The sequence below is a fragment of the Pseudomonas tructae genome, assembly GCF_004214895.1.
Classification (GTDB): domain Bacteria; phylum Pseudomonadota; class Gammaproteobacteria; order Pseudomonadales; family Pseudomonadaceae; genus Aquipseudomonas; species Aquipseudomonas tructae.
The window spans coordinates 2571981-2592438 of sequence record NZ_CP035952.1; the positions used below are offsets into that span (position 1 = coordinate 2571981).

General features: G+C 62.9%; 14 protein-coding genes. 3 read left to right on the forward strand and 11 right to left on the reverse strand.

Annotated elements, in window-relative coordinates; all coding sequences use genetic code 11:
- Window positions 1–11: 11 nt before the first annotated feature.
- A complete protein-coding gene (locus EXN22_RS11925) occupies window positions 12–1139 on the reverse strand; it encodes an alkene reductase (RefSeq protein WP_130264235.1) in 1128 nt (375 codons plus the stop codon).
- A gap of 129 nt (window positions 1140–1268) precedes the next feature.
- On the opposite strand from EXN22_RS11925, the gene EXN22_RS11930 reads away from it, so the two are divergent.
- Window positions 1269–2198 carry a LysR family transcriptional regulator gene (locus EXN22_RS11930; protein ID WP_130264236.1) on the forward strand — a complete coding sequence of 310 codons (930 nt, stop codon included), beginning with the start codon at window positions 1269–1271 and terminating at the stop codon, window positions 2196–2198.
- Window position 2199: 1 nt separating this feature from the next.
- Here the strand turns inward: EXN22_RS11930 and EXN22_RS11935 are convergent, their stop codons facing one another.
- Window positions 2200–3228, reverse strand: a complete 1029-nt coding sequence (locus EXN22_RS11935; protein ID WP_130264237.1) for a DUF1176 domain-containing protein — start codon at window positions 3226–3228, stop codon at window positions 2200–2202.
- 95 nt (window positions 3229–3323) lie between these two features.
- On the opposite strand from EXN22_RS11935, the gene EXN22_RS11940 reads away from it, so the two are divergent.
- Window positions 3324–3827, forward strand: a complete 504-nt coding sequence (locus EXN22_RS11940) for a GNAT family N-acetyltransferase (protein ID WP_130264238.1) — start codon at window positions 3324–3326, stop codon at window positions 3825–3827.
- A gap of 196 nt (window positions 3828–4023) precedes the next feature.
- Window positions 4024–10284: a hypothetical protein gene (locus tag EXN22_RS11945; protein ID WP_130264239.1), complete on the forward strand. Its 6261-nt coding sequence runs from the start codon at window positions 4024–4026 to the stop codon at window positions 10282–10284.
- Window positions 10285–10453: 169 nt separating this feature from the next.
- Here the strand turns inward: EXN22_RS11945 and EXN22_RS11950 are convergent, their stop codons facing one another.
- From EXN22_RS11950 to EXN22_RS11990, 9 genes are all read right to left on the reverse strand, one after another.
- On the reverse strand, window positions 10454–11518 hold the full coding sequence (locus EXN22_RS11950) for a lipocalin-like domain-containing protein (protein WP_130264240.1): 1065 nt from the start codon (window positions 11516–11518) through the stop codon (window positions 10454–10456).
- Window positions 11508–13958 (reverse strand): FtsX-like permease family protein, encoded by a 2451-nt coding sequence (locus EXN22_RS11955; RefSeq protein ID WP_130264241.1) that lies wholly within the window; start codon window positions 13956–13958, stop codon window positions 11508–11510. The genes EXN22_RS11950 and EXN22_RS11955 overlap by 11 nt, the downstream gene beginning before the upstream one ends.
- Window positions 13958–14623 carry an ABC transporter ATP-binding protein gene (locus EXN22_RS11960; protein WP_130264242.1) on the reverse strand — a complete coding sequence of 222 codons (666 nt, stop codon included), beginning with the start codon at window positions 14621–14623 and terminating at the stop codon, window positions 13958–13960. Before EXN22_RS11960 ends, EXN22_RS11955 begins: the two co-directional genes overlap by 1 nt.
- A 12-nt stretch (window positions 14624–14635) precedes the next feature.
- Window positions 14636–14854, reverse strand: a complete 219-nt coding sequence (locus EXN22_RS11965) for a DUF4287 domain-containing protein (protein ID WP_130264243.1) — start codon at window positions 14852–14854, stop codon at window positions 14636–14638.
- A 17-nt stretch (window positions 14855–14871) separates the two neighbouring features.
- Window positions 14872–15546, reverse strand: a complete 675-nt coding sequence (locus tag EXN22_RS11970) for a class I SAM-dependent methyltransferase (protein ID WP_130264244.1) — start codon at window positions 15544–15546, stop codon at window positions 14872–14874.
- Window positions 15547–15602: 56 nt separating this feature from the next.
- A complete protein-coding gene (locus EXN22_RS11975; RefSeq protein WP_130264245.1) occupies window positions 15603–18188 on the reverse strand; it encodes a fimbria/pilus outer membrane usher protein in 2586 nt (861 codons plus the stop codon).
- 85 nt (window positions 18189–18273) lie between these two features.
- Entirely contained in the window at window positions 18274–19023 is a 750-nt protein-coding gene (locus EXN22_RS11980) for a fimbrial biogenesis chaperone (protein ID WP_130264246.1), read from the reverse strand.
- 74 nt (window positions 19024–19097) lie between these two features.
- Window positions 19098–19685, reverse strand: a complete 588-nt coding sequence (locus tag EXN22_RS11985; RefSeq protein WP_130264247.1) for a fimbrial protein — start codon at window positions 19683–19685, stop codon at window positions 19098–19100.
- Between the two features lie 94 nt (window positions 19686–19779).
- Window positions 19780–20427, reverse strand: coding sequence for a response regulator (locus EXN22_RS11990; protein ID WP_130264248.1), 648 nt, complete (start codon window positions 20425–20427; stop codon window positions 19780–19782).
- Window positions 20428–20458 lie beyond the last annotated feature (31 nt).

Sequence of the window (20458 nt, forward strand, 5' to 3'; positions counted from 1 at the left end):
GCGCTGGTGGGTCAGGCCGGCTGGTACGGCGGGTAGTCGATGTAGCCTTTGGCCCCGCCACCGTAGTAGGTGTCGCGGTCCGCGGGGGTCAAGGGCCAGCCATTTTTCAGGCGTGCAACCAGGTCGGGGTTGGCGATGAAGGGTTGGCCAAAACCTGCCAGGTCGATCAGGCCGGCGTCGACCAGGTCCTGGGCGCGCTCCAGGGTCATGTTGCCGGCCAGGATCAGCGCGGTGCGGCCCAGCTGCGCCTTGCATTGACTGAGCAAATCACGCAGTGCCTGCTCCTGAGCCTGGGCGCCTTCGCTGGCAAGGAAGAAGTGGCTCTGGTCCATCACATGCACGTAGGCGATGCCGCGTGCGCCCATGCCCGCGCAGAGCGCCGCGTAGGTCTCGTCGATTTCAGGGTACAGCGGCATATCGAACAACTGTCCGTACGGCGAGATGCGGATACCGACCTTGTCGGCGCCGATGCGGCTAGCCACGGCGTCCACCACGTCAAAGACAAAGCGCAGGCGGTTTTCCAGAGTGGCCGCCGAGTAACGGTCGCTGCGATCGTTGACTCGCGGGTTGAGGAACTGTTCGAGCAAGTAACCGTTGGCCCCGTGAATCTCGACGCCGTCGAAACCGGCATCGATGGCGTTGGCTGCGGCCTGGGCAAAGTCTGCGACCACCTGGCCGACTTCATCGGTGGTCAGCGGGCGCGGTGTCGAGGTGGGGACGAAACCCGGTTCGCCGCGCTCGTCATAGCCGAAGGCGACCGCTCCCTGGGCAACCTTGCCGGTGGCGCTGACCGGGGCCTGGCCGTCGGGCTGAATCGAGGTGTGCGACACCCGGCCGACGTGCCACAGCTGGGCAAAGATCTTGCCGCCGACGCTGTGCACCGAGTCGGTCACCAGCTTCCAGCCCTGGATCTGCTGCGCGCTGAAGATGCCCGGGTTGAACAGGTAACCCTGGCCCTGGCGGGAGATCGGCGTGCCTTCGGAGACGATCAGGCCGGCGCTGGCGCGCTGTGTGTAGTGCAGGGCGATCTGTTCGGTGGCAATGTCTTCAGGCGCGCGAGAGCGGGTCATCGGGGCCATGACCAAACGGTTGCTCAGGGTCAATGGGCCGAGGGGGTAGGGGGCAAACAGGTCATTCATGGGTGGCGCTCCAAGTGGAATGGCGCCATCCTAGGTTTTTGCCAAAACAGCTACAATAAAGGTAAAAGTCAAAACTCTATTGCTAAAAAAGCAATACACTGGCCGAATTTCCCGTTGCCGGAGCCGTTCATGCACCTCAAAGCCCATCGGTTTTTCGCCAGGGTGGCCGTGACCGGCAGCTTTTCCGCCACCGCCCGGCACTTTCAGGTACCTGCCTCGTCGGTGTCACGCTTCATTGCCGCGCTCGAATCCGAGATCGGGCAGCAGTTGCTGTATCGCAACACCCGGGCAGTCAAGCTGACCGAGGCCGGCGAGCGCTATTACCTGCAGATCCGCGAGGTACTGGAATTGCTCGATGCCGCTGACGAGTCGATCAGCGGCAAGGCCGGCGACATTCGTGGCCTGGTGCGGATCAACGCGCCGGTGGCCTTCGCCCATCTGCATATCGTCCGGCTGCTCAATGGCTTGCAGGAGCAGTACCCGGAACTGAGCGTGGAACTGACCGCCACCGATGCCTATATCGACCCGGTGCAGGAGGGCGCCGACATCACCTTTCGCGTCGGCCATCTAGAGGATTCGGGGCTGATCGGGCGGCAGATCTGCACCCAGCGTTATGTGCTGTGCGCCAGCCCCGATTACCTCGCCAGACATGGCCATCCGACGTCCGCTCAGGACCTGCGCCAGCACTGTTGCCTGGTCTACAAAGGCACGGGCGGCGCGCAACGCTGGCACTTGCGCCGCCCGGGCAGCGAGAGCGTTGAAGTGGTCGACGTCCAGGGGCCGCTGCGCAGCAACAATGCCCAGGTGCTGGTCGAGGCGGCCCTGGCCGGGCGGGGTATTGTGTTCTTCCCCTCCTGGCTGTTCAGCAAACACAGCTTTACCAGCAAGGCCCTGGTGCAGTTGCTGCCCGACTGGGAAGGCGCCGTGGAGGCGACGCCCAGCCAGATTCACCTGCTGTCGCCGGAAAACCGCCTGCGCTCGCAGAAGGTGCGGCGGGTCTGGGACTATTTTCTCGACGCTATCGGTACGCCGCCGTATTGGGATGACCTGGGCGCCTGAATCAACCCTTGGCGCGCCAGAGCACCGGCCAGTATTCCTCGTTGATGCTGTCGCAGTGCCACATCGTCCGCCGGTCCTTGAGCTGCATGGCCGCACCGTCGTACTGCCAGACCGAGCTTTCGCCGCAGTCCTTGCCCATTTCGCGGTAGATTTTCAATTGGCCGCTAACCGGATTGAAGCTGATCTGCCCATACAGGTCGGGGCTAAAGTGAGCCTTGGGGTCTGCTTTGAGTTCCAATGGCGTCGCCTGGTACGGCGCTGCGCGTGAGACGCGGTAGAGGCTGTGGTTGCAACCGTCTTCGGCGCAACCGTAACGCAGGCGCACCAGGGCATGGGCCGGGTCCAGGGGGTAGACCTCGGCCTGGGCTTTCCAGTTCTGATGGGGGGAGGCACTCAACTCGTCTTTGGTCTGCGCGATCATGGCATCGCCGATTGCTTGTTGCTCGGCCTCACTCAAGGTCGGCGCCAGGGTAAAACGCGGCAGTCTGGGCGTGGCCGGGGCGGTGGGCAGGCGACTGTCCGGCTGGAACCCCGGGCGCATGAATGCACTGGGATGGCCGATGCGCCCTTGCACCGAATCCATCAACAGCAATGTGGCGCTCAAGCCCTGCAGCGATACCCGGCGCTCGCCATGGTTGCTGTTGGAACTCAGGGTGTCGCTGATGCTCAGCTCGCGCAGCTTTTCAACGGCGGCGTCGCCCTCAAGGTAATAGTACTCACGCGCTGTCGAACCGTACTTCCATGGTTCGGTAGGGTGGCCATCGAGGTGAAATTCGTAACGCAGGCTGATGTCGTCGTAGCTGATCGCACTGACCCGGGTGCTGCCCTTGAGCCCGGCTTCGCGGACGATGTACAGGCCCATGCCCGGGTTGTCGGTGCTGCCCGACACTGCCGTGCAGCGGCGGGTGTTGTCGCAGGCCACCCGCCAGTCCTGGAACACCCGGCTCAACGGCACTTGTTCTGCCGTGGCGGCCAGGGTCAGGGTGGGTAACAGGGTAAGGGCCAGCCAGTTCCATCTTGCTGAAAACATCGTGCATCGATCCTGCGCAGTCACTGAAGGGCGGCATGATCGCACCTTGGTGTTAGTCTGGCAGCTGTTTAGGGTCAATTAGCGCAGGAAGCCTTGTGATCAGCATTAGTCCCGTTTCACCCCATGAATGGCCAACCTACCGCGACCTGCGCCTGCGGGCGCTGCGCGATTCGCCGGATGCCTTTGGCAGTACCTTCGAGTCCGAGTCGCAACGCACCGATGAAAACTGGGCCGCGCGGATCGCGGCGGCCGCTGCCGATGGCAATGACCGGGCGTTTTTCGCTTTTCATGGTGACGCGGCATGCGGGCTGGTCTGGTGCAAATTGTCTGCGGCCGAGCCGGGTGCGGCGGACCTGTATCAGATGTGGGTCGACCCGGCTTCGCGGGGGCTGGGCGCCGGCAGTGCGTTGCTCAAGGCGGCACTGGCGTGGGCGGCAAGCGCTGCGGTGCACCAGGTGCGCCTGGGTGTCACGCTCGCCGATACCCCGGCGATGCGCTTGTACCAGGCCCATGGCTTCCAGCCAGTCGGTGCCCCGGAGCCACTGCGTGAGGGTTCAAGCTTGTTGTCGCAGGCCATGGAGTGCCAACTGAGCATTTAGCCCTCAATGTGCCTGCAAGGGCCATGATTCCGGGTGCACTGCAACCTAGCATTTCTGTCAGTTGTTGGCATCGAAAACGAGGCATTAAATATGAACCGGCCCGCGCTGCGGGCCGGCTCTTTCAAGTAAAGGGCCAATCGACATTCTATCGGGCCCTGGGGCGTTCTCGGGGCATTGATGCATTGGAGCAAGTCCCATGACCGATCTGCAAGCCGATACCCCATTAGCGACCGCCCAGGACCTCCCCCCTCTGACGGTTCTGCGCTTGGCCACGCCGGTGGCTGGCTTTGACGGCGGCATCAATCTGGATGTGGTCGAATCGAACCTGCGCGGGGTTTTGACCACCATTCCCGCTTTCGCCGCGCTGCGTTCGGGCGACCTGGTGCAGGTCATGCTGGAGAGCGAAAGCGAGCCGCTCAACAGTGAGTTCAAAGTCACCGACAAAGATCTGAATCGGCCCTTGTCGCTGTACGTGCCAGCAGAACGATTGCTCCCCGGAGAGCGGGCGCTGTATTACCAGGTCATGCGCAGTGGTTTGATCTATGCCCGCTCGCGGCCTCTGCGAGTGTTGGTCAAGCTCGATCGCCCAGGAGGCGAGGATACCGATCCAGCTCCCGGCCACCAGGGGCTGGTGGCCGCAGAAGTCGGGGCCAACCCGGTGACTGCCGAACACTTGCGCGACGGAGTCAGGGTGCGCGTGTTCCACTATGAGAACAAGGCGGTTGGCGACGTTGTCCGCTTGAGCTGGGGCGGCGTCATGCGTACCCATACGGTCACGCCCGAGGATCTGAACACACCACTGGAGCTGCAGGTGAGCGGCGCGGATATTCTCGAGGCGGGTGACAGCCCCAACCTGGTCGTCACCTGGGAAGTGCACGACAAGGTTTATAACACCAGCATGGCCTGGGCGCCGCATGTCTCAGTGGTGGTCGATACCGGCCAAGCCAGATTGCCCGCCGTGACCTTGCCCCAGGTGGGGCCTGACGGCTACATCGACCTGGCACAGCTGGGCGATGACGATTTGTTCATCGAGGTGCAGGCCCAAGCGCCGAACTTCGCCATTGGCGATAAGGTCAGCCTGCGTTTTGTCGGTTATATCGACTCCGGCCTGCCGACTGAAGTGAGGCTGGAGCAGACCGTCGACGGCCCGCTGCCACAGACACTGGCGTTCAGGATTGCCAATGACCGGGTCTGGGCCCTGGCCAGTGGCCTGGCGGCAATCGACTATAGCGTTGTTACCGGCAATGAACGGCGCTCGCAACGCCTGACCGTGGGTTTCACAGGACAGCCGTTACCGCTTGAGGCTCCCAGCGTCAGCCAGGCGCCAGACGGGCTGCTGGCCTACGACGTGACCCGTGCCACGGTGATGGTTCCCAATTATCTGGGGCGTACGGCAGGGCACGAGATCACCCTGGTGTGGCTGGGTAGCATGGCGGACAGCAAGCCCACCCTGCATGAAACCACGCGGATCGTGACCGCGGGCCAGGCTGCCGGCACTGCACCTATCCCGATCAACGTAACCAGTGAGCATATCCGTTTGCTCGAGTCCGGTAGCCTCCTGCTGTATTACCGTGTGCGCATGGCCAACAGCCGCAGCACCGGTTGGCGACAGTCGGCGGTGCTGGAGTTGCAGGTCAGTAGCGCTGGGCTGTTGCCTGCTCCGATTGTTGAAGATGCGGCGACAGGCCTTGACCCTTACGACTATCCCGAGGGTGTCCAGGTGTCGGTGAGTTTCCCTGGCATGCGGGTGGGAGACGAGGTCACTCTGGCCTGGAAGGGCGCGGCTGAGGGTGGCGATTATACGCAACGTCAGACGGTCGCTCAGGCCAATCAGCCCTTGCCCTTCGAGGTGCCGCAGGCCATCGCCCAAGTCAACCTGGGCCACAGCGTCACGGTGGACTACCAGGTGGTGCTGGCGGGTACTACACGGCCATTGCCTTCGCACAGCCTGGAGCTTGAGTTGCGGTCGCGCACGCCACAGTTGTTGGAGCCAGCGTTAGTGGGAGCAGTCGATGGCCACTATGACCCTCTGCTTGGCGTGGAAGTGGCTCAGGTACGCATCCGTTATGACGGCATGCGCGCCAGCGATCGAATTCAGGTGGTCTGGGAGGGGACGCCCGGTCTGGGAACGCCAACCCTGATGGAAGTCGATGGCAGCGTCAGCGGCACGGTAATAGTAAACGTGCCCAGCAGTGCGGTGGGGGCGAATATCCCCGGCAGTGTGATGCTCCGCTATCAGGTGTTGCGCAATGAACTGGAGGCGGTCCCGTCCCCTCCGACGACCGTCCAGGTGCTCAAGCCTGCGCTCGGTGCCTTGCCCCGTCCGGCTATCGAGCAGGCCTGGGACGAGCAGTTGGATCTGGACAGCTTTGACGGCGATGCTTTGGTGACCCTGCGACGTTGGCCGTTCATTGCCCTGGGCCAGCAGCTTTGGCTGGAGGCGCGCAGTGGCGGGCAGGTGCTTGCGTTGCTTGAGGCGCACCCGGTGGATGCCGGTATGGTCGGCTTCGGCCTGACGGTGGCGCTGCCACGCAGCTTTCTGACCAACCTTGCGGACGACAGTGAACTGACCCTGCAGGTGCGCGTGGACTTGCGTGGCCAAGCGAACCCTGGCCAGGCGGTGGATTTTCCACTGGCCAGCTACCGCGTGCGCCAGGGCCAGTTGCATATCCTGGTGTCCGACGGCGGCCTGGCCGGCTCGGCGTTGCCGGCCGACTGGGCGCTGGAACAACTGACGTGTGCAGTCACCCTGGTGGGGCGAGCCAACGCCACCGGTCGGGTCACCGTCAACGGTTCGGCGCGCTTTGCCGATGGTAGCCAGGCGGCGGATGTCCAACTGGATGAACAGGGCGAACAGGTGCTCTGGCTGAGCGACCCTTACGCCGAGACCGTATTGGTCAGTGGGCAATTGGACGGGAGCGTCTCCCGTCATGTGCCGGTGCGCTTCAGCGACGTATTCCCATACGATGAACAACATGAGGCGGGGCAAGGCGTTCGCGCACGCGCAACTAACGGTGCCCTGGCCAACGGGCGCTCGGCGAACCGGGTGTGCTTCGACAGCCTCGGTCTGACCGAGGCCGCCTATGTGCAGGTTGAACTCAGTGGCAGTGCACGGATCCTGGGGCATGTCGGGCAGGTGGTCAGCGTGCCGCTGATTGCTGGTGATTGTGTGTTCGATGTGATCGACAGTGAGGTCGAGGAAGTCACCTTGACGTTCCAGTTGCCGCAAGCCGGCAGCTGGACACGCTTTAGCAAAACCGTGCGCTTCAGCAGCCTGGCCTCGCGGTACCGGCTGCAATCGAGCGACGACCCGCGCCCCTGGTTTTTACGGGTGAACCAGGTCCGTAATTTGGAAGATTCGCATGTGCGTATCCCCCATATGAAACTCTTCGAGGATCATCCTGAGGGTGTGCAGGGCGGCATCGGGATTCGGGCGCTGCAGGGGGACAGCAAGGGTATGCTGGTGCTGGTGGAGCCTTACCTGAAAATGGCGGCAGGGGACCAGGTGCAAATCTACTGCGGGGACAAGGTTACCCCGGTAACACCAACGGCGTATGTGGTTCGGCCTGAGGATGTCAATGAACTGCTGTTCATCTATGTACCCAGTAACAGGGTGCCCAAGGACGTTCATGAGATCTGGTTCACGGTCAAAGCGCTCAGTAGCGACGAGCAATCCTCGGCAGCGCTCAAGGTAAAGATCAAGACGACCCTGCCGGGCGGCCCCAACCCCAACCCAGGCAGCCCCCACCATACGGGCCTGATGTTTCCGATCATGCCGCCGGGGCTGATTGACTGGGATGTCGCTCAACCTGGGGTCATCGCCCATGTCTATCCCTGGATCTACATGGAGGTTGGCGATGCCCTGGTGCTCAGTTGGGGTGGGGTCAAGGTCGTGCATCGGGTTGTCGAAGGTGAGGTCGGCAAGATCATCCCTGTGCATGTGCCGTTCGAGGTGATCGAAGCGGCAGGCGACGCGGAAGAGCTGCTGGTGCTTTATTTGCTGGAGGATGAGGTGGGTAACGAGTCCGATGGCGCCTCGCTGCCCAGCTACGCCTTCGTCGAGATCAGCACCTTTCTGCTACCCAGGCCTGTGATCGAGCCGTTGGACAGTGAAGGTTTCATTGATCTCGGCGATCTGGGCCCGATGGATCCGCTGCTGTTCACCGTCGCCGATTTCCCCAGCTTCATCCCGGGTGATGAGGTGGTGTTCCAGTGGCGTGGCTTCACCGACGGCGCAGTGGCCTTGCCGCCCCATGAATCGGAGCCTGTGCGGGTGCCGCAGATTCCACCGCCGCGGCGTATCGAGTACGCCTTGCCCAATGCCGTGGTGCAGGCCATTGCCGGTGGCCTGGCTTATGTCTCTTACCAAGTGATCCGCACGGGTTTCCCGAAGCCATTGCGTTCGCGAACCACAGCGATCGGGGTACGCGGGGTGGCCACACAGTTGCGCGAGCCGGATGTGGATGGCCGTGACGAGAACTATCTGCCTGACGATCTGTCTCGGGCAGTGGTGCGAATCCCGGCGTGGCTGGGCATGATCGCTGGCCAGCAAGTGCGCGTGTTTTGGCAGGGTATCCGCGAGGACGGTAGGCCCTATACCTATGCCGAGCAACGACCGCTTAGCGGCAGTCAGGTCGGCAATGAGGTGATATTCGTGCTGGATGCCGAGCATATCCGGGCCCTGAAGGGTGGCAAGCTGGAGCTTTTCTACCAGGTGCACAACGCTTCGGGCGAGCCATGGGTGTCGGAAACCCTCGAGCTCTGGGTGGGCGAGCCGGCCCCCGAGCTGGTAATGCCCGAGGTGGAAGAGGCCGAAGATGGTGCGCTGGACCCGGTCGGCCTGATCGTCGCCACCGCCGTGGCGCCGATCTACACCGGCATGGCACCCGGCCAGGACGTGCACCTGGAGTGGCTGAGCCCGATCGCCGCAGGCAATTTTTTCGACTATATCCCGGTGACCAGTGCCCAGGACTTGCCTTTCAGTGTGCCGGAGGAAGACATCCTGCCTAGCCTCAATCACCAGGTTCGGGTGCGCTACATCGTTCGGGAGCCGGGCGAACAGAGCCGCTACTCGGACTACCTGGAACTGTTCATTGGCCGGGCCATCAGCAACCCACCGCAGCCGCGAATCGAGGAGGCCAAGGGGAATGTGCTGGACTTACAGTCATTCCCGGGGGATGCGACGGTGGTGGTGTCGCCGTGGAATGGGATTGGCGAGCAGCAGCGTTACTGGTTGCGTATAGACGGCACGGATGTTTCCGGTGAGCCCTTGAGCTTGGCCTTGGCGCAGGGCCAGGCGGTGACGCCAGGTGAAGTTGACCTGGGTGTGCTAGCACGTACGCGCCGCAATGATTTGCGTCGCTTCTCCGATAATAGCCAGATAGACGTGCACATGGCGGTTGGGCTGCATCCGGATGCGCAAGAGCAAGAGGCAGTGGTTTTCCCTTCGCGTGGTTACCGAATCAAGCAAGCTTCGGTGACGTTGATTGAACCGCAGATTGAAGAGGCAATGGGGAATCAGCTGATCCTGGCATCGTTCTCAGGTGATGCAACCTTGACGGTCCAACCCTGGAATGAGATTGCCGAAGGGCAGGTGGTCTGGATCACCTTGCGCGGTACTCAAGGGGCGCGTAGCGCTTGGGAGTTGCCGCTTGTAGACGGTGAGGCAATCACCCAGGCCGAGACGGAACAGGGGTTAAGCAGGCCTATTCCCCGTTCGGCGCTCGAGATATTGGCCGATGGTTCACGGCTGAGCATCCAGTTGTGGGTCGACCTCAGTGGCACAGGGGATTTCGAGAATGCAGTCGAAGCACCCGAACGCGGCTATGAGGTGCGTACCTTGGCACCCGTTGCCCTGACAGTCTCGACCAGGGGGCTGAGCACGGCGGCTTTCCCGGGCGACTGGCGCCACCCCAGGGAGACCAGTGGCGTACTGGTCAAGGGGCTCGAGGGGCAGGAGGTGAGCTTGAGACTGAGTGGCAATGGGCGCTTTGCCGATGGCTCGACGCAAAAGACCGTAACGCTGGGCGAGCATGGTGAGGCTCACGAGATGGTGCGCTGTTCAAGCGAGAGCACCACGGTTACGGCATCGGTTGCAGGACACCCTGATGTGGCCGCTGGCTTGGCATTCGTCGAGACTTGGCTGTTTGACAAGAGCAACGGAGCCATGAGGGCGCGCGCTCAACTGGCGACAGGGGCAAAGGCCGATGGTCGAAGCGTGAATCGCATCTGTTATGACACTCACATCATTACCAACGCCAACTATGCGACGGTAACCGTCACCAACGGCGCAAGGATTGTCGGTTATCCCGGCGATACTGCGGTGATTTCTCTGGGCGATCGATTTTTCGATTTCCACGTTGATATCACTAACACCCGCCCCGGTAATGTGAGGGTATCGTTCCGGCTTGACCAGCATCCGTGGGCCGAGTTCTCCAAGACCATGACATTTACCTGACCTGGCCGAGGGCAACCGTGCAGTGGCGCTGCGCGGTTGCTGGGTGTTTGTGTTTAACAGAATGCTATCGCGGGGCAAGCCCGCTCCCACCCAATTGCTGCATGCTGCGAATTCAGTGGTAGACAGCGGTCATGTGGGAGCGGCCTTGTGCCGCGATGGGCTGTGGTGATCAGTAGCCAGTCATCTCCAGATACCCCATGCCGCTCACACTCCCACTAAAGCGCACTGGCCCTTCCCAGTAGGGGAAGCGCGTTTGCATCCAGGCCTTGGGCTCCAAAGCATCCACCTGCACATCCACGCCATGCTCCGGCACCTGCACCCGCCAGCGGGTAGGCACCTTGCGGCCGTTGTCCTGTTTGCTCCAGGCCAGTTCCTGCAGCTGGATCTGCTCGCCCTGCAGCGCCTGCGCAGTGCCGTCGGCACTGATCCAGGTACCGGCACGGTAGGGCGCGCCTTGCTGCTCGCGCACGCGAAACAGCATCAGCTTGGCGCTGCTGTCCAGGTGCAGGGAGAACCAGTCCCAACCCGATTGCCCAGGCGCCAGGGGCTGGCTGCTCCATTCACGGTCGAGCCAGGCAACGCCGGTAACCTCAAGGCGCTGGCCGTCGCGTTCGACCTCGCCACTGACCTGGTAGAACGGCTGGCTGTAATAGTACGACGCTTGACCCTTGCCGGATTTTTCGCTGTAGCCCTGGGCGCCATGCAATACCAGTGGGCCGCTGCTGAGCAGGTTGAGGCTGTAGCTGAAACCCTTGCCATTGGCGCTCATGTGCAGGCGCCCGATGTCGTCGCTGCCCTGCAATGACCAATCGTTGATCCAGGCGCGAAATGGCCGGGCCTCGACGCCTGCCTGGCCGATGCCGCCGCGGGCCAGGGTTTCACTGGACTGATGGCCGCCGGGGCCGGTCAGCGCGGCATGCCCCAGCCACAGATTGGGGCTGTTCCAGCCGGTTGTTTCCGCGCCTGGGCGCAGGGCCGAGCGGAACAGGGTCCACTGTGCGCCCCAGTCACGGCCCTGGCGATCGGTAAGGTTGGCGGTGACGTACCACCATTCGATGCGAAAGCCGTTGTGGGCAGCGTGGTCGAGGGGAAAGACCAGCGGCTGGTTACGCGTCACCTGCTTGAAGGCTGCTGCGTCCTGAGCCAAACCGGCAAAGCTTTTGGGCGCTGGCGCAGGCTGATCGCAAGCGCTCAGCAGTAATGAACCGATCAACAGGCAGAGGCTAGGCTTCATCGGCAAACTGCCTCAACAACTCGCTGGGCTGGCGTCGCGCCAGTTGCCATAACGGCCAGGCACTGGCCAGCAGGCTGGTCAACAGGCCGAGCGCGGCCAGGTGCAGCAACTGTACGGGAAACACGTGCAGCGGCAGGCGCCAGCCAAAGGCCTGGACGTTGACCACCGCCACCAGGCACCAGGCCAGCAACAGTCCCAGGGGCACCGCCAGCAGCACGGTCAGGCTGCTGAGCAGCAGGGTTTGCCCCAGCGACAACCACGCCAACTGACGGCGCCGTACGCCGAGGGCCCACAGCGGCGCCAACTGGCCCAGGCGGCTCTGGCTCAGGGTCAGCAGGCTGATGAACAAGGCGATGCCCGCTACCCCCAGGGTCAGGCTGTTGAGCGCCGTGGTGGCGGCAAAGGTGCGGCTGAAGATTTCCGTGGACCAGCGCTTCAAGGTGGCCTGCTCGACCACGCGGCTGTCGTCCAGAGCGAAGCGTTGCTGCAGTTCGGCCTTGAGCGGGGCGATGCGCTCGGGGGCAAGGTTCAGGCTCAGGGCGCTCAATGTCGCCTGGGGCAGGTGAGCGCGCAGCCAGCCGGCATTGACCAGCAGGTGGCCCTTGGGGTTGCCATAGTCGGCGTAGATCCCGACGACGGTCAGGGTGTCGCTTGCGAGCTCAAGGCTGTCGCCCAGGCGCAGGCCCAATCGTCGGGCCAACTGCTCACTGAGCATGACGCCCCGGGCGCTCGCCAGTTGCGCCCAGGCCTGCGGGCTTTGCTCAAGCAGTGGCCAACGGGTGGGGTAGGCGGGGTGGTCGATGATGCCCTGAACCTGCACCGGCCACTGCTGCAAGCGAATTTCCGCACGCCAGCTGGGCAGCACGGTGACGGCCGCTTGTTGGGCGAGCCAGGCGTTGATCTGCAAGGCCTGGGGGGTGTCTTGCGGCGTGAGGTAGAGATCGGCGGACAGGCGCTGATCGAGCCAGCCGGTAAAGGTCTTGCGAAAGCCCTCGGTCATGCTGCCCACACCGACACTGGCAGCCAAGGCCAACAGCAGTGCCATCAACGCCAGGCTCAGCGCGGGGAGTTGCTGGCGGCTGTCGGCAATGAACCATTGCGCCAGCGCGCCGCGACAGCCGTGGGCCAGCCACGCCAATGCGCCGTCGAGCAGGGCGGGCAGCAGCAGTGCTGCCGCCAACAACAGCGTCGCGAGCAGGATCAAGGCGCTGATCAAGTTGTTGCCCCATTGCCAGCAACCTAGCGCGACCAACAGCAACAGCCCTGCAGCCATAGCCTGGCGGCGCAGCCAGGGGCCTTGGGCCATGCGCCAGGCTTGCGCTTGGGCCAGGGCCAGCAACGGCAGGCGTGCGGCGCGCAGCACACTGCTGGCGCCAGCGAGCAAGGCGCCTAGAATGCTCACCAGCACGCCGGTCAGCCACCACCCGGCCGGCAGGCTCAGTTGCCCGGCAACCTGGGCGCCATACAGGCCGCGCACACTGGCGGCGACGTCGGGCAACAGCGCGGCAGCCAGCCCATAGCCGCTGGCCACCCCGGCCAGGCCGCCGAGCACGGCGAACACCCCCAGTTCCAGCGTCAGGCTGAGCAGTACCGTGTGCAAGCTGATACCGCAGGCCCGCAGGTTGCGGATCAGGCCACGGCGCTGTTCGAGGGCCAGGCCGATGGCGGCGTGGGCAATGAACAGCCCGACAACGAAGGCCAGCAGGCCCAGGGCCGTGAGGTTGAGGTGAAAGCTGTCAGTCAGCCGCTGCAGATCGCCGTCATCGCTGGGCGCTTGCAGGGTCAGGCGCTGGGCGAGATCTGCCGGCAAGGGTCTGGGCTCACCGGCCAGCAGTAGCCGTGATAATTGCCCCGGCGCCTGCAGCAAGGTCTGCGCATGGCCGATGTCCAGCACAATCACCCCGGGCGCCAACTGCGGCTGCACAACGAACGGCGGCAGCCGCTGACCGTCGCTGCTGGTGGCTTGCTCACTGTTGCTCAAGCCCAGTTGCTGCAAAGTATCTGGGCCAATCCAGGCTTGCCCGGGAGTGCTGATGAACGCCTGCAGATCGAAGGAAGGGATGGCAATGCCGGCAACGGCGGCAGTGCTGGGCAGGCTCAGCGGTTCGATGCCGATCAGGCGCACCGTCAGCGGATGCTCCCCGCCAATCCGCAAGCGGCCTTCGAGCAGCGGTGAGACCTGCCAGCCGAGCCTGCGCAGTTGCAGGTACAGCGCTTGCTCGAAGCGCCCGCCATCACGCGCCAGCAGTTGCGCTTGCCCGGGGCCGGTCAGCACTGCAGCGGCGCGCGCATAGTCGGCGCGGGCCTGGCTGTTAAGCGCTTGCACTCCGGTCCACAGCGCGGTGGCCAGCCACAGGCCGGTGAAGATGCTGAAAAACTGCAAGCGATGACGCCGCCAGTGACTCAGCAGCGCCTGCAGGGCAATCAGCAGCGGTTTCATCAGTTGGCCTCGGCGTGCACACGCCCGGCGTGCAGGACGCAACGCCGCTCAAGGCGCGCGGCCAGGCGCGGGCTGTGCGTCACCATCAGCAGGCTGCTGCCGGCCTCGTTGACCAGCTGCAGCATCAGCGCCAGTACTTCATCGCTGCTGGCCTCATCAAGGCTGCCGGTGGGCTCATCGGCGAGCACCAGCGCCGGGCGGGCGGCCAGCGCTCGGCCAATGGCCAACCGCTGCTGCTGGCCGCCGGACAATTGCTCCGGGTAGCGTTGCAGCAAGCTGTCCAGGCCAAGGCGGGTGCTCAGCCAGCCCAGCCACTGGCGGTCAAGCCGTCCGGCCAGCCGGGCCTGAAAGCTCAGGTTGGCGGCCACATCGAGGCTGCTGATCAGGTTGTACTGCTGGAACACCAAGCCGATGCTTTCCCGGCGCCAGCGCGCCAAGGCTGATTCGAGGCGACCGTCGAGGGGTTGGTTATCGATCAGGATGCGCCCGCTGTCGGCGCGGTCGAGCCCGGCGATCAGGTGCAGCAGGGTGCTCTTGCCACTGCCCGATTCGCCCATCAGCGCAAGGCTGGCGCCCCGGGCCAGTTGCAAGTCGACACCCTGCAGCACCGCCAGTTTGCCCTGGGCGGTGCTGTAGGACTTGTGCAGGTGTTCGATGACCAGCATTGCACGGCGGCGCTATGGCGTGTTTGCCGCCGCCAGAAAGTGCGCCACCAGCGCATTGGCGTGGCCATGGCCCAGGCCATGCTCGGCCTTGAGCCAGGCCACCAGTTCCATATGCTTCTTGCCACTGAGGGTGCCGAGCAGGCCCAGCCAGTGGCTGATGGGTTGGCCGTACTTTTGCTCGATCGAGGGAAAGTACGAGGCCGGTCCTTTTACTTTTGGCGCATCGCTCATGCTGTACATCCTGTCTTTTAGGGTGAGTAGGGTTGCGCGATCAGCAACAACGACTGCGGCAGCGCGCTTTGCGGGTGCTGCGGTTCTTGCAGGCTCAGCAGTTTATAGCCCGCCATGTCCAGGGCAGTGATCCAACTGGACAAGGTGCGCATGTACCACGGCATCGGCTGCCACTGGCCTTTGAATCCGGCGAAGGTTTCTTCGCGCCAGCCATCCTGGTAATCGCCGGCGCTTGCCGTCCAGGGGTGCAGTGTCTGGATCACCAGGGCGCCGCCAGGGGCGAGCAGGGTGTTCATGGCGCAGAGCAGGGGGATGATGTCCTGGTGCAGCAGGGCGAAGTTGGCGCAGATCAGGTCGTAGTCGTGGCCCACATCCACTGTGGCTTGAGTCAATGCCTGGTAATCGGCCAGGTAGACGGTCGCCGAGCCTGCGCTGCGCGCAGCCTCGACCAGGGTCGGGTCGCCATCCACCCCGACGGCATCGATGCCCCGCTCAGCCAGCGCCCGCAGCAACCAGCCCTCGCCGCAGCCCAGGTCCAGCACACGCCCAGGCTGACGGCCCAGCACCGCGAGCAGGATGGCCTGGTCGGTAACCTGCTGGCGGCTGTCGATGGCACCGCTGCGCACGGCCTTGATCCAGGCGTGGGCGTTGTGCTGCCAGCTTTGCAAAAGCCTGGTGTCCGGGGGGCACATGTCGATATCCGCAACCGTCGATGGGGTGAAGGATAGAACAGTTCCTGTTCCCGCGATCAAGGCAAGGGCGATTGACACACCAATGGTACGCGCTCGTAGTTCAGCGCCGGGTTGCGCTCGGGTAGCGCGTAGGCGGCGGTGCAGTGTTGGTCATTCCATCTGATCACCAACTCGCCAGCGTCCTTTTCCATCAATGCCAGCGCCTTGCCGCTGGGGTCGGAGATCGCCAGCTGTTTGCCGGCCTGGTCTTCAAGGGATGCACCGAACGGGATTGGCTGATGCCGGGCATCGAACAGTTCGAATTGCACCCGCCTGCCGCTCTTGCTGGCATAGCGGGCCAGCACCACGGCGCCACGCCGTGGCACGACCTGCTGGGTCGCATTGTCCATGTCGATACCGGTGTCCAGGTCGCGGGTGTCCAGGCTGATCCAGTTGACCCGATACGGCTGCACGTTGGGTACCACTGCATAGCCGTTGGCGCCGGTTTTGGCTCCACTGTAGCTGCCAATCTTGACCCCTGATACGTCGGGGACCTGGGCCAGAGCGAAGGTTTCGCCCACCGTTTGGCCAAGGTTGATGCCGCCACCATGGGCGACGATCGAGCCTGCCAGGTTGAGGCTTTGCGAGTTGTAGCCACGCCCCTGGCTGTAACCGGCACTGATGTCGGCAACAGCGGTGCGGGTGTTGATGTTGGCCGATGCGGTGCTGCCGCCGGTGCTGCTGTTGCCGCCTTGCACCGAGTAATAGGTGTCGCTGTCTTCTGACAGGTAACCGTTGATGCCTGCTTGCGCGGTGTCGTTGTTTTTCTGTGTGCTGGCCGAGACGAAGGCACGTGGCGCGCGAGGTTTGGAGCCCAGCGGGAATGACACGGACAGGTTGAACAGGGTGTCGTTGTTCGAGGGGCCGAAATCACCGACGTCTTTGCTGTAGGTGGCGTCAAGGTTGTAACTCACTTCACCCCAATAGTTGCTGTAACCGGCCGACAGGCTCTGGGAGCCGCCCCGGCCCCAGTAGCGCTGGTCGCTGGCATTGAGGTAGACGCTGCCATACTGCTGGTTGCGGCCGATACTCTGGTTGATGGTCAGGTCTGTCCGGGTTTTCGAATTGCCGGTGCGCCTTTGGCTGTCGCTATCGAGCTCTTCGACATGGTTGGTCAGGGTGCGATACCCCTCGGTCGAATAGCGGTAGGCAGCCAGGGTGAAGCTGGTGTCGGTGCCGGTGAAGGTTTTCGCGTACAGCGCCCGCAGGCTGTTGCCCCGGACCGATTGCCCCGGGGTGCGGCTGCTTGAGTGGGTGAGGTCGACAGACACGGCGCCAATGGCCGTGTTGCGCCCGGCACCCAGCGCCAGCGCCTGGTAGTTCTCGCTGGCCTGGAGCCCAAGGATGCCGCTCAGGTTGCTGCTGATGCCATAGGCCAGTGTGCCGCTGACAAATTTTGGCGTGGCCAGGCCTTCACTGTTGCTGTTGTACTGGCCCGCCGAGAGGCTGTAGTTCAGCTGACCTTCGCGCACCATGATCGGCAGGCTGGAAAATGCCTGCACCGTGACCCGGCGCGTGCCATCGGCTTCGATGATGGTCACCTGCAGGTCACCGTTCGAGCCGCTGGGGTAGATATCACTGATTTCAAACGGGCCCGGCGGTACGTTGGCAGTGTAGAGGATGTAGTTGTTCTGGCGGATCTCCACGGTGGCGCTGGTTTGTGCCACGCCACGGATGATCGGGGCGTAGCCGCGCTCACTGTCGGCCCGCATGCCCTGGTCCGAGGCCAGTTTCAGGCCACGATAGCGCACGCTGTCGAACACATCGGCGTCGGAAAAGATCTCGCCGGCGCTGAATTGCCCCTTCAGCGCGGTCACATCATGCTGCACGTAGCTGCGGTTGCTCTTGAACCTGTTGGGTTGGCCGGTGCTGCTGCTGAAGTTCGATTCGTTACGCAGTCGCCAGGCGCCCAGGTTGATACCGTTGCGCAGCCCCAGGTTGTTGGAGAAGGTGGTGGCGTTGTCGGTGCTGTTGCGGCTGCTGCTCAACTGATAGTTGAGGAATGCTGCCGATACGCCGTGATCCCACAACGCCGGGTCGACATAGCCGCGCATCCCTCGTTGCAGGGCAATTTGCGGCACACTGACCATCAGGCGCAGGCGGCTGGCGTCATAGCGCTGGGTAGCCTTGGCAATCAACGCTGGCAGGTCGTAGCAGCCCTGCGGGTCATCGAGGTTGAGTTTGCCTGCGGCTTCGAGTTTTTTCATGTCGATGCCCAGTTGCTCGAGCATGTCCAGGGTCAGGCAGGCCTCGACTTTGCCGCTGTCGGGATGGCGCCGGAAATCGATATCACGACGGCCTACCAGCATCTCGTTGCTGTACAGGTCGACCCGATACCTGCCCGGTAATACGCTGCTGGCCGAGAGCAGTAATTGCACATCCACCGACGAGGGGGCGCCCTGCAGAAACGAAGTATTGAATTGCTCGACCTGCTCTGGCGCATGGTCGTTGGCGGTCGCTGCGCTGGCATCAGGGCCAAGGCAGGATGCCAGGGCAACAAACAGTGGGCCAAGCGTCGGGGGGATTTGCAAGGCAGCAGGCGAAGACGATCGCTTGCCAGGGTGAACGCCATGAGCAAGTCTGCAGCCGGTGAGTAAAGACATGCAAAGAACCTATATCACCCCCGATACGAAACCGAGCGGAGCGAAGTAAAGTGCGGGAGAGGTAGTGGGCAACCCAATGGGCGCGTCAAGGCGACGCTTTGATCAACTCGGCAGTTGCTGGCGCGGTGTTGCCCAGTGGTGTGGCGTAACGCTCTTGCGCGCCATAGTCGTTGATGCTGGTGAACGACAACTGCGCAGCCTGTGCACTGTTGATGTGTTTTACCGCGAAGGCTTTATGCTCACCTGGCGCGATCATGATCGAGTCAACGACGGTTTCCTTGGTTTGGCCTGAGTGCAGTGTTATATCCCCCATGGACACATGGTAGAGACCAGGGTTCTCGACCCTCAGGGAGGTTTTTCCTGCCTGCTGCAGCACAGTCCATTGCAGTTGCGCAGGGGCAAGGTAGGCGTTGCTGCTCAAGCCTTGCGGGCGAAAAAACACTTTGATGCGCTGGCGTACGGCGAGTTGCAAGGTGTTTTGCGTTTTCGCCGCCTGAGGAATTTCCTGGACGTTGAGCCAGACCACCGACTCTTTGTCCGACGGCATGCCGGCGCCCTCATAGATAACCCGCAGCAACTGCTGTTCGTTGCCAGGCACCCGCGCCAGGGGTGGAGTCACCGCGAAAGGCACCGGCGTGGTGTCAGGACCATCGCGATCGACCCAGGACTGGATCAACACGTCTTCACCGCTATTGCGTACGGTGATGCCTGCCTCTTTGTGTTTGCCATCAAAGACCAGGCGGGTGCCGCTCAAAGAGATTCCGGCGCTGGCCTGGGTGAACGCGAGCATGCCGAGAATGCCCAGGCAAAATCGTAGGGGGTGACGTAGCAACATAATGAATACCGCGTTATTGCAAAGAGACAGAGCGGGGCAGCCAGGCCCCGCTCCAGGTCAAACCCGCAGTGGGGTTATTCGTACTGCAGAACGAATGGCAGGGTGGCGTCACCGCGACCGGCGACGACCGTGTCCAGGGCGCCAGTGGTGACGTAGGCGGCGGAGAACTTCAGCGAGGTGTTGCCGTCCTGCAGGGTGTTTTCGACACGGGCGGTGGTGTCCGAGGTCAGGTCGATCAGCGCACCGTTGCCATCGAGCAGCGCGATACCGACGTTCTTCGCAGCCCCCAGGCCGTCGATCAGGCGCAGCACTTTGGTGCCCTCGACCAGGCCGGAACCGGCGCCGGTTTTGGGTTGGAAGATCATCGACACTTTGGTGCCCTTGTTGCAGCTGATCTTCATGTCAAAGTTTTCGGCGCTGAGTGTGCCGTTGCCAATGGGCGCGGCGGCGGTGCCCATGTCTTTGATCGACACGTTGCCCATGGGCACGGAAATCGACTTGTTCAGGTCCGAGCCTTGTACCGAGCAGGCGTCATTGTTGATTTGGCCGGTGAAGCTGATCGTGCCGGAGCCGGCTTTGGTCGGCACCGGGTCGGCGGCGAATGCACTACCGGTGGCGGCGAGGATCGACAGGGTCATGAATGCCAGGGTGAACGTTTTCATCGTGATGTCCGTATGTGTTTGAAGTGTTGCATGTAAGTGCAGGGACACAATACAAAGGACACCGGGCGGCAAGAATCAGACGATCCTTATAAGCCTAGTCGAACAGTTTACGTTCAAGGCAATAGGCCAATAAGTCCTGATTGCTGGTGACTTCCAGTTTGCGCATGGCGGCGACCTTCTGCGCGCTGATGGTCTTGGTACTTCGGTTTTGCATACGGGCGATATCGTTGACGCTCAGCCCGGCGACAAACAGACGCAATATTTCATGTTCCTTGGGCGAGAGCCGGGCGAAGCGCTCGTCCAGGGCGCAGGTGGATTCCACCACCGAGGTTCGCGCAGGCCCGACACTGCGAAACGGCTTGCCCGTGGCGACGGCCTTGAGTGCGACTGCAATGTCGTTGTGCAACTGGCTTTTCTGGATAACGCCGAGCACGCCCAGTTCATGCAGCCGGGTCAGGATCAGCGGGTTGCTGATCATGGTCAGCACCAGGATCTGCACGTCCGGGAAGCGCCGTTTCAAATAGCCCACAAGCTTCAGGCCATCGCCGTAGGGGGAGTCCACGGGCATGTTGAAATCGGTGATGATCAGGTCTACCGGCTGTTGCTCCAGCAGTGCAACCAGACCGTCGGAGCTGATGGCTTCGCCGACTACACGAAAATGCACATCGCGCTCGACCAGCTCGCGTACGCCAAGCAACACGATCGGGTGATCATCAGCGATGACAACGTTTAACTTCTCCATGACCTGGTCATCCTTAAGCGCTATTGAAAAT

Bases quoted from the DNA above. Each gene is read 5' to 3' on its own strand.
- EXN22_RS11925 (WP_130264235.1), bottom strand. From the start codon at position 1,139: ATGAATGACCTGTTTGCCCCCTACCCCCTCGGCCCATTGACCCTGAGC.
- EXN22_RS11930 (WP_130264236.1), top strand. From the start codon at position 1,269: ATGCACCTCAAAGCCCATCGGTTTTTCGCCAGGGTGGCCGTGACCGGC.
- EXN22_RS11935 (WP_130264237.1), bottom strand. From the start codon at position 3,228: ATGTTTTCAGCAAGATGGAACTGGCTGGCCCTTACCCTGTTACCCACC.
- EXN22_RS11945 (WP_130264239.1), top strand. From the start codon at position 4,024: ATGACCGATCTGCAAGCCGATACCCCATTAGCGACCGCCCAGGACCTC.
- EXN22_RS11950 (WP_130264240.1), bottom strand. From the start codon at position 11,518: ATGAAGCCTAGCCTCTGCCTGTTGATCGGTTCATTACTGCTGAGCGCT.
- EXN22_RS11955 (WP_130264241.1), bottom strand. From the start codon at position 13,958: ATGAAACCGCTGCTGATTGCCCTGCAGGCGCTGCTGAGTCACTGGCGG.
- EXN22_RS11960 (WP_130264242.1), bottom strand. From the start codon at position 14,623: ATGCTGGTCATCGAACACCTGCACAAGTCCTACAGCACCGCCCAGGGC.
- EXN22_RS11965 (WP_130264243.1), bottom strand. From the start codon at position 14,854: ATGAGCGATGCGCCAAAAGTAAAAGGACCGGCCTCGTACTTTCCCTCG.
- EXN22_RS11970 (WP_130264244.1), bottom strand. From the start codon at position 15,546: ATGTGCCCCCCGGACACCAGGCTTTTGCAAAGCTGGCAGCACAACGCC.
- EXN22_RS11975 (WP_130264245.1), bottom strand. From the start codon at position 18,188: ATGTCTTTACTCACCGGCTGCAGACTTGCTCATGGCGTTCACCCTGGC.
- EXN22_RS11980 (WP_130264246.1), bottom strand. From the start codon at position 19,023: ATGTTGCTACGTCACCCCCTACGATTTTGCCTGGGCATTCTCGGCATG.
- EXN22_RS11985 (WP_130264247.1), bottom strand. From the start codon at position 19,685: ATGAAAACGTTCACCCTGGCATTCATGACCCTGTCGATCCTCGCCGCC.
- EXN22_RS11990 (WP_130264248.1), bottom strand. From the start codon at position 20,427: ATGGAGAAGTTAAACGTTGTCATCGCTGATGATCACCCGATCGTGTTG.